10 protein-coding genes and 2 pseudogenes are annotated in these 16,463 nt (G+C 40.4%); 4 read left to right on the plus strand and 8 right to left on the minus strand.

All coding sequences use genetic code 11. The features are described 5' to 3' along the window. Positions 1 to 162: pseudogene (locus tag H5202_RS09260) on the plus strand (IS4 family transposase); the annotation flags it as partial. Positions 163 to 282: 120 nt separating this feature from the next. Here H5202_RS09260 and H5202_RS09265 read toward each other — a convergent pair. The 3 genes from H5202_RS09265 to H5202_RS09275 form a co-directional block, all read right to left on the minus strand. Beyond that, on the minus strand, positions 283 to 1,416 hold the full coding sequence (locus H5202_RS09265) for a tetratricopeptide repeat protein (protein WP_182771823.1): 1,134 nt from the start codon (positions 1,414 to 1,416) through the stop codon (positions 283 to 285). A 727-nt stretch (positions 1,417 to 2,143) separates the two neighbouring features. Then, positions 2,144 to 3,337 (minus strand): class I SAM-dependent rRNA methyltransferase, encoded by a 1,194-nt coding sequence (locus H5202_RS09270; protein ID WP_182771824.1) that lies wholly within the window; start codon positions 3,335 to 3,337, stop codon positions 2,144 to 2,146. Between the two features lie 476 nt (positions 3,338 to 3,813). Then, complete coding sequence (locus H5202_RS09275) at positions 3,814 to 4,503, minus strand: class I SAM-dependent methyltransferase (RefSeq protein ID WP_182771825.1); 690 nt, start codon at positions 4,501 to 4,503, stop codon at positions 3,814 to 3,816. A 547-nt stretch (positions 4,504 to 5,050) separates the two neighbouring features. Between H5202_RS09275 and H5202_RS09280 the strand changes: the two are divergent. From H5202_RS09280 to H5202_RS09290, 3 genes and pseudogenes are all read left to right on the plus strand, one after another. Further along, positions 5,051 to 6,226: pseudogene (locus H5202_RS09280) on the plus strand (porin). Between the two features lie 114 nt (positions 6,227 to 6,340). Further along, positions 6,341 to 6,871, plus strand: a complete 531-nt coding sequence (locus H5202_RS09285; protein ID WP_182771826.1) for an FMN-binding protein — start codon at positions 6,341 to 6,343, stop codon at positions 6,869 to 6,871. An 11-nt stretch (positions 6,872 to 6,882) separates the two neighbouring features. Continuing rightward, positions 6,883 to 7,683 (plus strand): PepSY-associated TM helix domain-containing protein, encoded by an 801-nt coding sequence (locus tag H5202_RS09290; protein WP_336244789.1) that lies wholly within the window; start codon positions 6,883 to 6,885, stop codon positions 7,681 to 7,683. Between the two features lie 26 nt (positions 7,684 to 7,709). On the opposite strand, the gene H5202_RS09295 is transcribed toward H5202_RS09290, so the two are convergent. The 5 genes from H5202_RS09295 to H5202_RS09315 form a co-directional block, all read right to left on the minus strand. Beyond that, positions 7,710 to 9,311: a methyl-accepting chemotaxis protein gene (locus H5202_RS09295; protein WP_182771827.1), complete on the minus strand. Its 1,602-nt coding sequence runs from the start codon at positions 9,309 to 9,311 to the stop codon at positions 7,710 to 7,712. Positions 9,312 to 9,531: 220 nt separating this feature from the next. Continuing rightward, positions 9,532 to 10,983, minus strand: coding sequence for an SLC5 family protein (locus H5202_RS09300; protein ID WP_182771828.1), 1,452 nt, complete (start codon positions 10,981 to 10,983; stop codon positions 9,532 to 9,534). Between the two features lie 35 nt (positions 10,984 to 11,018). Continuing rightward, on the minus strand, positions 11,019 to 11,783 hold the full coding sequence (locus H5202_RS09305) for a SapC family protein (RefSeq protein ID WP_182771829.1): 765 nt from the start codon (positions 11,781 to 11,783) through the stop codon (positions 11,019 to 11,021). Between the two features lie 9 nt (positions 11,784 to 11,792). After that, entirely contained in the window at positions 11,793 to 13,316 is a 1,524-nt protein-coding gene (locus tag H5202_RS09310) for a tryptophan halogenase family protein (protein ID WP_182771830.1), read from the minus strand. Between the two features lie 130 nt (positions 13,317 to 13,446). Continuing rightward, positions 13,447 to 16,212 carry a TonB-dependent receptor gene (locus tag H5202_RS09315; protein ID WP_182771831.1) on the minus strand — a complete coding sequence of 922 codons (2,766 nt, stop codon included), beginning with the start codon at positions 16,210 to 16,212 and terminating at the stop codon, positions 13,447 to 13,449. Positions 16,213 to 16,463: the final 251 nt, after the last annotated feature.

A 16,463-nucleotide genomic window follows, 5' to 3' on the forward strand; every position in this document is an offset into this window, starting at 1 on the left:
TACGCACCAGGAAATGTGCCGAAACTGATTTTGGATATAGAAAGGAATGCGAGGCAATTTATGTTAGAGGGAAAGCGAGAAAGAAGTTACCCGCGCTGCTTAAAAGTGAGTAAGAATGGTTATCCGGTCGCAAAAAGAAAAAATGCCATTCACCTTAAGTGAACGGCATTAAGCGCGTGACTGCGTTATATACGACAACTAAATTAAAGCGGCTGACTCATTGAGTGGCCGCTTTTTTGTGTGTTAATTTGTAACTTTTGAATGTGTGTCGGTTTTTTGGTGTTACCAGTTTATGGTGCAAGGATCTTGTTGGTTATTGGCTGAGATCTGTTTTGCTTGATCAATCATGTATTCTAATGCCGCCAGCTCTCCATAATCTCGATTTAACGATAACCAGTATTCGGTTTTTTTACGATTACGAAGCACCATGTTCATGGCAATATTTGCTTCTTCATTAAAAGTATCAAATGCTTTTTGTGCAGATGCATTATTAGCTAACCCTTCTGAATCATCATATTTCTCCAACACATTATTTTGTATAGATAAACCTACTTCATTAGTTAATAACCCACCTTTAGACTCAATTAATCTTTCACTGGTTTGTAAACATATATTCAATAATGCAGCATTGTCGGTATCAGTTTTTTTGCATAACTTAACAAGTGGTGCAAAATTTGTTTTATATCTTGTAGCGGTAATACCTAGCACTGCTACTTTTAAAGATAAATCATCATTAGCTCCAGCTTCTTTAAGGGCTAAATCGACTGTAGATAAATAGTCTCCGGAATATTCGTTATAACGTTGTGATTGGATAAATTGCATCAGCGACATTTGAGCTCTTTCTATGTTGCCAGCTTTCAGCTGATACAGTGCCATTTGCAACCACAAAGCACCGTTTTCAGTGTCAATATCTAATGCTCTTTGCATCATTACATCATCACAGACTTTTTCTGTGGAATAGCTGCAATGTAGCATAAGGTTAAACGCTATTAACTTATTGCTTGGATATGTTTGTAATAGTTCGTCAAAATTTTCTATATCGTCTTCAATTGATTTGTTTTTGTTGATGAAAGCTGAAGCAATACGTGATTGTTGAGTTTGCTGTTGCTTAATATTGTCGAAGAAAATGTCTTTATTAGCCGAATATCTATTAAAGCTATCTTCGATTATTGGATCTGTAAACATTTCAGCTATACCATTACAACGCACTATTTCATGGGGGGATATATTTGGCGGAATACTATCAGTGTGATTTATGGTTTGCGTGTATTGAGCATTTTGTGAAGTAGATGGTTGCTGCACATCATTGGTTTTAGTTTGCATCACATTTTCAGTTGGAGTTTTATTTTCATTAAAAATAAAAATGAGTGCAACTGCAAGTAATGCTGTTCCAACAAGCATAAGTTTTTGTTTCATCAAAAAATCCGTTTAAATATTATCAATTCATACTGCTGATTTAATAACCATTTTGCAATGAGTATTCGCTGGATATTTTTGGTTATTTGCCATTATCTATTTTTATAAACCCATCAATATGAGTGTCTTGTGTGAGCATTTGCTGCAAATTTAAACTAGATTTAGTCTAATTAAATGAATTGGCTCAACGGATAAAGAGTTAACTTGAAGCTAAAAAATAATCTCGGGTGAGAAAAACTGGCTGCTGTGACGTTATGCTTCGGTGCTGCGCTTGGTATGGCTCTTATGGTAACGAATACAGCCCCTTTTATCGCATCAATGTTGGCGGTTATTGTTGTTGGGGTTTATATCAATATAGTATCTGGTAAATGGTGATTTATTGATTAGTGTTGGTAGGTCTTAGTGAACTATTATCGAAAGGTATTCGTTCTGTATTATGTCTCACTAAAAGTAAGTCGCTCAGTATTGAAAATTTTCAGTTGGCTTTTAAGTATAGTTTTTTGCCTGTTTTGAGTGAGGCTCTTCTTGTTTTATGTATTTTCATACTCAATGTTGTTTACTTTTTATCTAGAATTTAGGTTGTTTGGCATATTAATGGAGTACTTTGATTGTTAGGGTTTTCAGAGTTCTTAGCTAAGTTAGTGTGCTATCTTTTACTTTCTTGAGTTACATTAAACAAAAAAGGGAACAAATATTGTTCCCTTTTTGCTATCTATCATTGGCTAATTTACCAGACTCTGGCAACCAAACCCTTTAGGTAATAACCTTCTGGGAATGCGCTGCTAATAGGGTGGTCGCTTGCTTGGTGCATGCGTTCAATAAATTGCACTTCACGTTTTGCATCAAGTGCGGCATCGGCAACCACTTTTTGGAATAGGTCTGACTGCATTAAGCCTGAACACGAGAATGTCAGTAATATTCCACCTGGGTTAAGTAATTGCATCGCAATCATATTGATGTCTTTATAACCGCGACATGCGCCATCGAGTTGCGACTTATTGTCGGCAAACTTAGGCGGGTCTAAAACAATAACATCAAAGGTTTTACCTTCATCTCGGTAAAGTCGTAGTAATTTAAATACGTCAGCTTCGTTATAGTTAACATGGTCATCATTAAGATTATTAATGGCCATATTATCTCGAGCAGTTTGCAGCGCTAAGGTTGATACATCGACGTTTTCAATGCTAGCTGCGCCAGCTTTGGCGGCATATAAGCCAAAAGTACCGGTGTAACAGAAGCAGTTAAGTACTGACTTACCCTTGACGAAACGAGCCGCCATAGCACGGTTGTCACGCTGATCCAGATAGAAACCTGTTTTATGACCTTTAACAACATCGACGGCAATCTTAATACCGTTTTCTTCGATGATGACGGGCATAGCAGGTAGCTCCCCGTGCAGTAGTCCTACTACCGGAACTAGGCCTTCTTTCTTTCTCGAGTCGACATCTGAACGCTCATAGATAGCGCAGTCAGGATATTGAAGAACCAGTTGCTCAACGATAGTGTCGCGCCACTTTTCAGCACCAGTACTCAATAACTGACATACCAGAACATTGGCATAACGGTCTATGGTGATACCGGGTAAACCGTCCGATTCTGCGGCGATTAAGCGATAGCCCGTTAGGCCTTGTTCGCGGATCAAATCATCACGACCCGCTTGGGCTCTTTTTATACGTCGGGCGAAAAAATCGGCATCAATGGTTTCTTCTTTGTCGAAGGTCCATATCCGTACTTGAATTTGAGATTCTGGCGACCAGGCACCGCGTCCGAGCCAATGCCCGTCGTGCGCCACAACTTCAACCGTGTCACCAGCTTGCGGTTTTCCGCCATTGACGTTGTGAATTCCATTGGAAAATATCCAAGGGTGGCGACGCTCTAATGAACGCTCGCGACCAGGTTTAAGTTTAATTCTGATAGCCATGGTATTGCCTAATGTAAAGTATAAAAGGGGTAAAAAGAGTTACCGCGCACCCAGTAACGATGCCATATAAGCCTAATCGTAATTCACTATTGGCTTGGGGTAATCACTCAATAATTGAGTGCATTAGCCTGGGGCGACGAAGAGGGATCATAGCCTGTTTTGAGTCTAAAAACCTGACAAATAATTAAATGGTTAGCTTAGTGTGGCGTGGTTAATATAGATTCTGGCGGTTGAACGGGTAATTACAGCTTATTTCATTATGTCTTAACGATTTTTTGTTGAGTTGTCGCGAGGATAAATGTTGCTGGAGGTGCCTGCACAATCAAATATGCCCACAGACTCTAAATGATAGCGATGATCTTTTTAGGTCGACTGATTAACGTGATATTTTTCTAACTACCAAACTGTACTTTACAAGCATTCAGTTGAAACGATGCTAAGCGTTGCTGAATACCTGTAGACGTTAATCATTCGCACTAGAGAGTGGTAATTGTTTTTGATTCTGTGACGACATTGTCACGCGAAAAAACCAGAATATACCCTTTAAACGGTAGTGTTAAGTAATCTGTATGTACCGGTTTTATATGGCTACTAATAAATCCAAACTCTGCCAATTTTACGCTGAGTTTATTTTTTCGACCTCGACCAGGATCGACAATAATAACGTCGCATTTTTCACTTGCATGGTTTTTAATAAAATAGGCCAATAATTGCACATGTTCATCTTCATACAGTAAATCGCTGCCGATGATAATGTCAAAAAGCCCTAATTTACTGGTGTCATTAGCCCAGTCTACTCGCTCAAATGCAATGCTTTTACCATTGTTTAACTGTGTGTTTCTATTCAGAAACAGTTCAACCTCTGGGTGGTAGTCTGTTGCTGTTATATCGGCATGTTTTTCGTTAAGAAGTAAGCTTGATAGCGCTATTCCACAGCCTATTTCTAGAATTCTTTTACCTTCGGTTTTGTAATCTAACATATAGTTAGCCAGCACTAAGCTTGATGGCCATACAATGCCAAAAATAGGCCAACTGGCTGAAGATATTCCAAGCTTTTCAGCTATGCCGGTGGGGTCATAGAACTCTTGATTATTGCGTAAGGTGCATAGATGGATATCAATTTTACCAAACTCAACAGTTTGATAACTTAAACGTAAAGCTGTCATTGGGCCGTCTCAAAATTGAGCGCTCAGCCAGCTATCGAGAACACATAAATGACAAAACGAAGAGGTTTTAGTCAGGTTATATTACTTTGCTAGAAAGGCAATGTATTTAGTTAAGGCTTAGGTTTTATTAGACTCCGATTTTAATAAAATCATCATAGTATGGTCGTTTTAAACTACGTGATGGAACTCAATTGGATTAAGGTGCTATTCAAATATTAATTTATTGATAACAGATAATCTCAGCATAAACAGTCAGTTTTCACTCATTGTTGGACTAGATTAGCACCTGCATAGTGACTTCAATAAAGCCTCGTTTATATCAATTCAGTACATAATTCAGGCCCTTCATCAATTTGAACTCTTTTTATCAATTATTATTTCTGCGGTGACATTAGACAATAATGTGTAGTTGTTAAAAATGTGACATACGTATCGCAAACTTAATGATAATGGTTTGCATTAACATGTCTGTTATGTATAATTCACGAAAATTTACATTGGTTTACACAACACAGTCGTTGTTTACATTGTTTAATCGGGATGAAATATGAAAAAAACGTTAATTGCTGCAACACTATTTAGTCTTTTTGCTAGCACTCAAGCTATGGCTTCTGACGAGACGACTGAACTACGTCAGATTATTGAGCAACAGCAAAAAGTGCTTAAAGATCTTGAAAAGCGTCTCGAGCAAACTGAAAAGCGTGTAGAAACTACTGCTGATGTTGTTGAAGCAGCCGCATCAGGCAAGTCGGCAACCACTATTGGTGGTTATAGTGAATTACACTATAACAACATTAGCAATAACCAAACCGGTACCGACTAGAAAGAATTCTACTTCCACCGTATTGTATTGTTTGTGGGTCATGAGTTTAACAGTAGCATTCGTTTTTTCTCTGAACTAGAAGTTGAGCACTCAATTGCCGGTGAGAGTAAAAAAGGCGAAGTTGAGCTCGAGCAAGCTTATATCGAGCATGACTTTAATGAGATGTTTACTGGTAAAGCGGGTTTATTCTTAATGCCAGTGGGTATTATCAACGAAACTCACGAACCAACGGTATTTTACGGTGTTGAGCGTAACCCGGTAGAAAAAGACATTATTCCTGCAACATGGTGGGAAGGTGGTTTAAACCTTAATATTAAAGCGGCTCCAGGTTTAGCGTTTGACACAGCAGTGACTTCTGGTTTGTATTTAGACGAAAGCTCAGGCTATAAAATCCGTAACGGTCGTCAAAAAGTATCTGAAGCGAAAGGCGAAGATTTAGCTTATACCGGCCGCGTAAAATACACTGCAGTACCGGGTTTAGAATTAGCTGCCACGGTTCAGTATCAGTCTGACTTAACTCAAGGGACTGCTGGTGTTGATAGCGCGTCTGCGACATTGTTAACAGCGCATGCAATTTACAGCATTGAAAACTTTACTGTTAAGGCGTTGTTCGCCCAGTGGGATATTGATGGTAAAGAAGCTGAAGCATTAGGTCGCGATAAGCAAAATGGTTTCTATATTGAGCCTGCTTACCGCATTAATGAACAGTTTGGTGTGTTTGCTCGTTATAACGAGTGGGACAACAATGCCGGTGATAGCGCCGACACCAAGAAAAAACAAACCAACGTGGGTGTTAACTATTGGTTACACGAAAACGTAGTGTTTAAAGCTGATTACGAAAACATTGGTGGAGCTGCAGATTCAGACGGTTTCAACCTAGGTGTTGGTTACCAGTTCTAATTGCTGAGCATTCAGTAAAAAGACACTTCGATAAAACAGATTATCGGTAAAATTATGGGTGCCAACAGTGTATATTGTCGGCACCCTTATTTTTACACTTAGCTAAGGATTGATATGCAGGCAATATTACGATCATATTTGGTGTTATTTATGGTGGGATTAGCTGTTTATTTGTCGGCGTTTAGCGCTGTAGCAACACAGTATCAGTCAAATGACGCCTTTATTAACCAAGCATTTAATGGCAATAGTGGCGAGTCTAAAGTGTTGTGGTTAGATGATGATCTCAAACAAGCTGTAGAAGCTATTTTAGCCCATCGTTTTAGTAAAATGCGTATGCGTTACTGGCTGCACAATAATGAAACCGTGTGGATAATGGACGAAATAGGTAAAGAGTCGCCGATTACGGTCGCTATTCATGTTAAAGACCATCAAATTATGCGGACTAAAGTGTTGGTTTATCGTGAAAGTCGCGGTGACGAGGTACGTCATGATTTTTTTACAGACCAATTTAAGCTGGCCAAGTTAGATGACCAACATCAGCTTGATAAGCATATAGACGGGATTACTGGTGCGACATTATCAGTAAGAGCGTTGACTAAGTTATCGCGCATTGCATTATTACTTCATGCGCATGTGGTGCACTAAGCCACGTTTCAATTCAAGCAGATCATTTCAAGCAGGTTAGTGTGACTAAAACATCTCGACGTAACCGTTTTAGACTTAAGATTTTGCGAGCCCTTCGTCCTTGGCATCGTCGCTTAGGATTAGTGAGTGCGTTGTTTATCTTATTGTTAGTGCTTACAGGCGTGGCAATAAACCACAGTGATGATTTTGGTTTAGACCAAACACCGGTTACTCAGTCGTGGTTGCTTGATTATTATGGTATTCCAGCACCTACGCATGTTGCTCAGTTTTCTACTTTAGATAATCACAATTTGCCTGCACTTTATATTACCGATAATTTATTGTGGCAGAACAAACGTGTCATTTTAGAAGGTTCGCAAACCTTAATCAGTGCCGGTTATGCTGCCAATATGCTGGTGGCAATAGATGCTCAACAGTTGTATTTATTCGATGCAGAAGGACATTTACAAGAAACCCAAAGCAGTAGCACCGGTTTACCGGCTGATCTATTAGCGCTTGCAGTAGTAGGTGATCGAGTGTGGCTAAAGACAGGTTCTGGTGTTTATCAAGCAGATAAGCAGTTAATCGATTGGCTGCGCATTGAACCATTCAAGCCGTTAAGTTGGCTTATGTCGGCCCCTCAAGTTAATGCTGAGTTTATTCAACATGCTCGTAGCGCGCATTTAAATTGGCAACGCGTCATACTCGATTTGCATAGTGGTCGCTTATTTGGAGCGTTAACAGTGTGGTTGTGGGATTTGTTCGCGCTGGCATTATTGCTGGTATCTCTCAGCGGCTTTTGGATTTGGTATAAACAAAAACCGCCTAGATAATCGATTTTACATTAACTTCTTATCCATTAACGCTCAAATAACTCAACGGTATTAGTTAGCTTTCCAGCAAGAGAGTTTAGCTCCGCCCCGGCTTCACTAATTTGATGATTACCTGCTGAAACCGTTTCGCCTAAAAGTCTAAAATCTTGCACTTTGAGTTTAACGGTATTAGCTTGCTGCTGTGAAGCTTGAGCTAACATGGCAGATTCTTGACTGACGGTAGCAAGAGACAAAATAAGTTGGCGGCTCTGTTCAAGCGTTATCACTAACTGATTTGCTAATGATACTGAGTGTTGTGCTTTTTGTTGGTTTGATGCCATATTGTCGACCGCAGATTGAATTGAATCGACAATATTGGCCAGCATTGTATTTATTTCTACTGTTGAATTATGCGTGCGTAAGGCTAGCGTTCTAACTTCATCAGCAACAACTGCAAAACCTCTTCCGGTTTCACCAGCTCTAGCCGCTTCGATAGCTGCGTTTAATGATAATAAATTAGTTTGTGAGGCAATATCGGCAATGGTTTTTACCACTGTCGCCACTTGTTTACCTGAATTTTGCAGTGTTAGTAACATACTGGCAGTTGTTTCAATGTCTTGAGCCAATACGCTAATGCTTTCTGCTGTTTGTTTAACTTCTTTTTGCCCCTCAACCATGCTTTGCGCACCATGTTGAGCTGAGTCTGATGCATTTTGTGAGTGTTCGACACTCTGTTCCATTTGCAGTTCAAGCTGCGACATCACATCCACTAAACTCACAATCGTGTGTTGAAGCTCATCCACAGAGGCTGATGATTTGCCCGTTGTGTTACTTAATTGAGCTACCGTTTGGCTAATACTGGCTATGGCGTCATGTACTTCATTCATTCCTAAGCGGAATACGTTAATTAAGCCATTAACACTGGTGGCCACATTGCTTATTTCAACAATGCATTCATCTGACAGCTTGGCTTTTAAATTACGATTTTGTGCAATGCGGGTGAGATCGTTTGATAGTTGTTGTATCGGCGTGGCTATTTGTTTTTGTGCTGCTAAGTAAGCCCCTGCAGCCACAACCAACATGAGTCCAACTAATACAAAAATGAGCATAGTATTGTAGCCAAGTTCACTTTGAATGTTGATCGCATTGTGATTGGCTTGAGTTGAAATCTCCTCGGCGAGTATGTCTAGACGATCTTTGAGCTCGTTTGCACTATCATTTAAAGTACTTAAATGATTACGGGCATTGTCCCAATCTACCGATGATTTGCTCATGGTGTTTGAAAGTGCTGATAATGCTGCGGTCAGTGCATTAATTTGTGGCATTAATTGAGTCGATGTTACGGTGTTTAATTGTTGATATTGCTCGTTAATGCTTTTTTCTAGCTGAACTTTATTTTTGTTAAACTCTATAACATCGATGGTTGTGCCATATAAAGAATAACCCATTAATACCTGTTCTTTGGCAAGACTTTGAACCTGGGTAATGCTATTAAGCGCAGGTAATGTGCCATCGACAAACCCACCAACTTCTTGTTTTACAGTTTGGTTACTGTTATTGAGTAAAACCGCTGCTACTAGGGTCATTAATAAAATAGCTGCATAGCCTAGTAGAATACGAGCTTTGATAGTATTAAAAACGTTAAACATGGGTTAATACCTTAGTCGGGTCATTTTAGATCTCAGTGTTACTAAGACCGGATACAAGAGACGTTATGTTCATTTTATTCTAATGATTCTAATGTTAAACATATCGGCACAATATGAATATTCTTGATTAGCAAGGCCTAAATTATCATTTATTTGGATTTTTAGGGTAAAAAAAGAGCGAACATTTTGTCAATGTTCGCTCCTGTATTAATGTTGCAGACTAAACTGTTTCTATCTCGTCGCCTTTAGCAAATTGAATAGTGTTGCCAAACACAAGGCGGTTAGTGACTAATGCAAAGGTTATACAGGCTGCTAACGTGACTGGCATTAAGTGAATATAGTGCCAGCTTGAATAGAATGGAGAGAATTCAAATGTTAACGAGGCATATAATATTACCCCAAATATAACCGCACCGATCCCTGCTCTGGCATCAATGTTTTTAAACACTAAGCCCACAATAAATATCGACAGAATAGGCATACTGAGTAAACCATTTAACTGTTGTAATAAGTTGATGATACTTTCTGCTTGTTGATAAATCGGTACCAACACTAAAGTGAGAATGCTGAGTAATAATGTAACCCAACCACTTAAGCGCACTACGTTAGGGTCTTTTTTAATATAAGCTTCGTGGATATCACACACATACAACGCAGTCGCAGAGTTTAGTAAGCTGTTGTATGTCGATAATACTGCCGCAGCCATTGCAGCAGCAAATACACCCGTTAACCACGTTGGCATTAGGTCGCCTACAATACGCCCGTATGCAGCATCACCAATGTCACCATAGAGTTTGTATGACACAATTCCAGGGATAACCACGATAGCCGGTACAATTAGAATACGAATACCTGCAGCGGCAAATACCCCTTTTTGAGCTTCTTGTAGTGTCGGCGCTGCCATGGCGCGTTGAGTAATGGTTTGGTTAGTACCCCAATAGAACATTTGGATAAAAATCATTCCCGTTAACAGGGTCGGCCAAGGTAGCGGTGAGTCACTGTCGCCAATAAGGGTAAGTCTATCTACGGGAATATCTGAAAAGTCATAGTTAATCGCATTTAGGGCTAAAAATACCACAAAAATAGCCATGCCCAACAATAATACGCCAGAGTAGGTGTCTGATACCGCTACCGCACGTAACCCACCAAAGAAGGCATAAACCGCGCCTAAAGTGGCAAATGCAACGGCAATATACATGAGTGGAATATCGACATTAAACATGGTTTGCATAAACAAAGAGCCTGAATAAATCACCGCTGGCATGTAAATAAACGCATTGCCTAAAAAGAATATCGAACCAATTACTGCCCGTATATGTTTGTTGTTGTATCTTTTTTCCAGTAATTCCGTGGTGGTGGTACAGTTATATTTGTAATAAACGGGTAAAAACAACTTAGCCAGAATAATGAGGCCGATAAAAGCAGCAAACTCCCACCATGCTAATAACGCCATCTGATTTCCGTTCATGCCCACCAGTTGGTCAGTACTTAAATTGGTTAAGGTGATAGAACCCGCCACAAAAATCCAGCTCAAACCGCCCCCAGCCAGAAAGTATTCTTTATTTTGTGTGCTTTGCTGACGATTAGCTCCACGGCATTTGATATACGTTAATAACCCAATCATTGCCGTTACAATGGCAAACACGGTTATTTGAATAATATTTTCAGACATTATTGTTCCCTTTCCCAAGTTTGTATTGGGTATTGTTATGCCGCAGCTGAATTTTTACTGACTTCTAATTTGATGCTTTTTATTGGGTTTAACCCTGGGGTTTTATTGTGTTTTTTGATCAGCGCATTGAGTTGAAATAATGACATTAGCATGGCCTGTAATGGCGCAAGATAGCCTTTTTGGTGTAACTCAAATAGTGCTTCTTGGCTGAGAGCTTGCAGCTTGTCTTCATCAATAGTGAATAAACCCGACAAACTAGGCGTTGAACCATCTTGATACTGCATCAAGATGTTAATTGGGCGTAGTAGGCCGAGTTGGCTAATATGCTGATTAAATGCTTGGGTCTGGATATCATTGTTAATGTCAGATTCGAGCAGGGCTTTTACTCTCGATAAATGCAGTGATGCTTTGCCGTTGGTTTCAAAAATGGCTTGTCCTGTTGTGGTGGAAAACACGCCATGTTGTTCGTCAATACCTATGGTGTAACCTTGTGGGTCATCAGGTGACATCATCAAAAAAAAGGGAAATGTTTGCATGTTAGTTGGCGTGTGCAGCGCAGTCCACTTACCTTGTTCTATAAATAAGTTGCTACCTTGCTCGAAGCTGGCAAATGCCGTTAATACCCATTGACCATTGTTACCATCGCGGACATAAACAATTGGCATACTGCAAGCTGTTTGGCTGACTTCAGATACCCGTAGGTTCATGATATTTTGTTGATGAGCAAATTGGATGGCGCTGTCGTTTGCTAATCGTAAGCTTTGGTGCTGTTGAGGCGTTAATTCTGTTAGTTTTTTCATATTATTATTCTATTGTTGAGAATGAGTTAACCATTGTTCAATGAAGTCTCGATGAGGCGGCAGTGTATTGAGCATCTGCTGCGTAAGCTGAACATTACGATTAAGTATCTGAGTGGCTTGGACCTGTTGTTGGTATAAGTGCGCATGTTGAGAATAGTCTGGACTGAATCCCATACCATAAAGTACATATTGATAACTAGCGGCTGGAAATAACTCGTTTGGGCCATTGAAGTCTTTGCTGGTGGGGCCTCTATAAGCCCAAATGCTTAAGTCATCTTGTAAACTCTGTGGAATAGTGTCGGGATCACAGTGTGCTTGCCAGTAGGGTTCGGGTCTTTTAGTCAGCATGTAATGTAGTTTTAAAAAATCAACAATACGTCCCCAACGATATTCCATTTGTTGGTTAAATCGCTTGGCGGTTAATGCCATGATGGTATCGTTAACCGGTAGGTTGTCGGCAATATAGCGTGCAGATATTTCGACTAGCATAATTGCAGTGGCTTCTAGTGGTTCAACAAATCCTGCCGCCATGCCAACAGCAACACAATTGTTTTGCCAATAACGTTCGCGATGACCACTTTGGTAGCTGATTTTTTTTACGCTTAAACCTTCGGCTTGCGGGCCAATATAACGGCGTAAATTGGCTTCAGCCTGTTCATCTGTCATATAACGGCTGGAATACACATGACCGACACCGCGGCGATGTGTTAAGCCAATATCCCAAATCCAGCCAGAGTCTTGTGCTGTGGCGATGGTATGCGATGCAATCGGGCTGTGCTGATCTGTGTAGGGCACTTGCATGGCAATGGCGCGATCGTTAAATAGCACATGATCCAGTTTAACAAACGGCACATTAAGGGTTTGACCCAGTAATAAAGAAGCAAAACCGCTGCAGTCGATAAATAAATCACCGTCAATTGAGCCTTGGTCTGCAAGCGAAATATGGCTGATATTACCTTGGCTATCCACATGGGCTTGTTCTACTGTGCCGATGACATGCTCGACAGCCAGTTTAGCTTTACAATGTTGCTTTAATAAGTCGGCAAAGGCGCCAGCATCAAGATGGTAAGCATAATTGCAGCTGCCTTGGTATTCGCCTTCTGCCATGCTGCGAGGAGCAAGACCTGATTCACAAATAGCATGCTGGAAGTTGGTGTGCTCGGCGTAGTCTTTGATGTTGTCGATATAAGGGGCTAAGTCGATACGACCATAACCTAATGGAACCGTAAATGGATGATAATAAAAGTCGCCATTTCCATGGACCCAATTAACAAACTTGCCGCCTTGTTTAAACGTGGCATTGCAAGCCTTAAAGACTTCGCTTTCGCTTAAACCTATTTGTTGTAAGGTGTTTTTCATGGTTGGCCAAGTGCCTTCACCAACACCTACCGTGGGAATGTCTGATGATTCCACTAAAATAATTGTTAAGTCATTACCTGTCTGGCTTTTATGGTGCGATGCAATGATAGCTGCGGTTAACCAACCCGCAGTGCCTCCACCCACAATGATAATTTTTTTGACTACTTTTGCCATTGGGTTAACATCCTGTTGCAATGAAATATGTTTAATAACCATCGATGTTAAACACTATCACAAGGTGTGTTTTATGTATCATAAACAAAAAAGACAGGTGCTAAGCACCTGTCTTTTTGTTACTTATAATTTAAAACTTGCCTCTAACACCTAGAGAGTAGCGCGATCCGTTATCTTCAACCGAATAAATTTGGTTGGCGAAACGACCTGTTTGCACTAGCTCTTCTTCAGTGATGTTAATACCTTCAACAAAAACAGATACGTTTTCGGTAATGTCATAGCTGGCGCTAATGTCCCACTGACCAAAAGTTTCTGTTTTGATTGGCTCACCGTTAAAGCCGTTATCTAACTGACGTAAAAAGCCTTCACGATTGTTAAATGCAATACGAGCTTGCCAGTTGTCTTGTTCGTAAAACACGATTAAGTTTTGTGAGTCACCTAAACCTTCAAGTGCAAAACTTTGGCTTGAATTCGCATCAACTTTCACATTGCTATCAACTACAGTGGCGTTAGCTGTTACACCAAAGCCATTGTCAAAGAGATGTGTTAACGCAATTTCGTAGCCGGTAATGCGTGCTGACTCACCATTGCGTGGACGCGTTACTGTGTACACTTCAGACTGACCATTTAGCTCTTCTGTTGTTGCAACAACGTCGCTGGTACATAGATCTGAGTTACTTGTACTACAGTCAAAGTCTGGGCCGCTACGGTCCGTCATTTGATAAGTTTCTTCGCCTGTTAAGCTGACAATGAAATCATCAACTTCTTTGCTGAAGAATGCAAAGCTGAATAGGCTAGCGTCGTCGTAGTACCATTCGTATGACACATCCCAGTTACTTGAACGGAATGGTTCAAGTGCAGGGTTACCGCCACTAGCTGTTAAGTTTTGGCGACGCGGTTCATTAAAGTTAGTCGCTGGTGAAAGCTGTGACATCGTCGGACGTGTTAATGAATCATATACGGCAAAACGTAATACCATGTCGTCTTGCAGATCTAACTTAATGTTTAAGCTTGGCAATAAGTTAGAGTAAGACGTGCCTTGAGTAATATTTGCAGCAGGGCCATATACGTTAGCAAACAAGGTTGCATCGCTTGTTGGTACTACGTCAGAGATATAACTTTGCACGGCACTGACTTCAACATCAGTATTTGAATAACGCGCACCAAAATCAACCGTTAATGGCATATCGCCCACGTCATACATAAAGGTAAAGTTCATGTATAAGCTGCTAACATCTTCGTTAATGGTATAGCGGTTATTTTGTAATGTTGGAACGATTGGAAAACCTTCAGCGGCTAAATAATCGACCATTGCATCACCGTCATAGGTGTAAAATGTATCTATTAGGCCTGAGAAGTAATTGTTCGCCGTGTAAGGTCTAAAATTAATCGCATCTAATGGTGCTGCTGTACCGTAACCACAGAATTGACATTGGTTACCGTAGATTTGATAGCTTGATTTTTCACGTTCTTGACGGTAAACACCAAACTTCGCTTTAGTGAACACTAATGAGTTCGGAGTGTATTCAAAATCAGCCTTAAATTCGGTGATCTCATCTTCGTCAGTGAACTGGTTACCTTGTTCGTTGTAATGTAAACGCGCAAGGTTTGCATCAGGTAAGCTGCCGTTTTCAAAACCATCATGGATGACCGTTGGGGTTCCACCTGTGCCATCAAATGCAAAGCTGTTGATCATACCGACAACGTTGAAACGGTCACGACCAGCACGATCGTTTTCAGCATTTGAGTTTGAAACATCAAAGTTAGCTTTTAATTGGTCTGTAACATCCCATTTAACATTTAAGCCGACACCGCTGTTTGTCACATCACGAGAGTTACGAGTGTGCGACACAAAGTCAGTTGCTGGGTCGCCACTGCCTTGATGTAAACCTACATCTTGGCTGAAGGTTAATAAGGTACCCGTTGCTGGGTCGATAGTGGCATTGCCTACGCGGTCTGGCTCAAACCATGATGCTAAATCGGTCACCTCAGAATCCACTTCAAATTTTGAAATGAAACCATCCAAGGTAATACTGACGTCGTCAGACGGAGCATACTGGAATACTAAGCTACCGTTTGTACGAGTTCGGTCTTGTTGATCAACGATTTGGTCCCAGTTACGTGGAATATAAGCATTGGTAAACAACACACCATCACGTGAGTTGGAGATAGTTTGACCACCACGCCAACCGGCGGTGTTGATTTGGTTAATTTGAACTTGACGCTCTTGATGGCTTACTGCAAGCAATACACCCATCGTTTCGTCATTAAAGGTATTACTGATCAAACCTGAAATTGAAGGTGAAACTTCTTCTGAAAGACTTTCGTACATTCCTTTCACAGAACCGACAAGCTGGAAGCCTGAGTAATCAAAAGGACGCGCGGTTGTTACGTCGACCGTACCACCAATACCACCTTCTTGCATGTCGGCACTGGTGGTTTTATAGACGTTAGCACCTGTAATTTGGTCGGCGGCTAAAATATCGAAATTAAACTCACGACCAGCGCTATCTGTCGCTAATTGACGACCGTTAACCAATACCGTGTTGAATTGTGGACCAAAGCCACGAACCGTTACGGCTTGACCTTCGCCACCACTTCGGTCAATCGATACACCAGTAATACGTTGCAATGATTCAGCTACGTTTAAATCTGGAAATTTACCTAAATCTTCGGCTGAAATACCATCCGACACGACCGAAGCTGTTTTTTTATCAGCCATTGAGTTTTTTAAACTGCTGCGTATCCCCTTTACAGCAATAACTTCTATTGTTTGTTCATTAGCTTTAGTTCCAGCTTCTGCTGCAGAGACGCCGTTAACACTTCCTAATGCCCCAGCAATGGCAAGTGCTATCGTTGTCCGCTTACCAAAAGTTGCGATTCCTTTTGTCGACATTTTACTTTCCCCAGTTGATGTTGTTGTTTTTTTATAGAATCTTTATTTTTAATTAAAGCTTATTTATCTTATAAATATATTAATTAAGCTCAAATATCAACCTTTTCTTAACAATGATGGCATAATTTAATGATTGTTTTTTAGACTGATTGCTGGAGTTATGGTGATGTTCCTTGCAAAAAAGTAATATCAAAAAAACGTGTAAAATATTTTATTTATTGTTATTTAAAGGTATTTTTTATTATTTTTTG

Origin of the sequence: Shewanella sp. SG41-4 (assembly GCF_014164505.1) — a bacterium.
GTDB lineage: Bacteria > Pseudomonadota > Gammaproteobacteria > Enterobacterales > Shewanellaceae > Shewanella.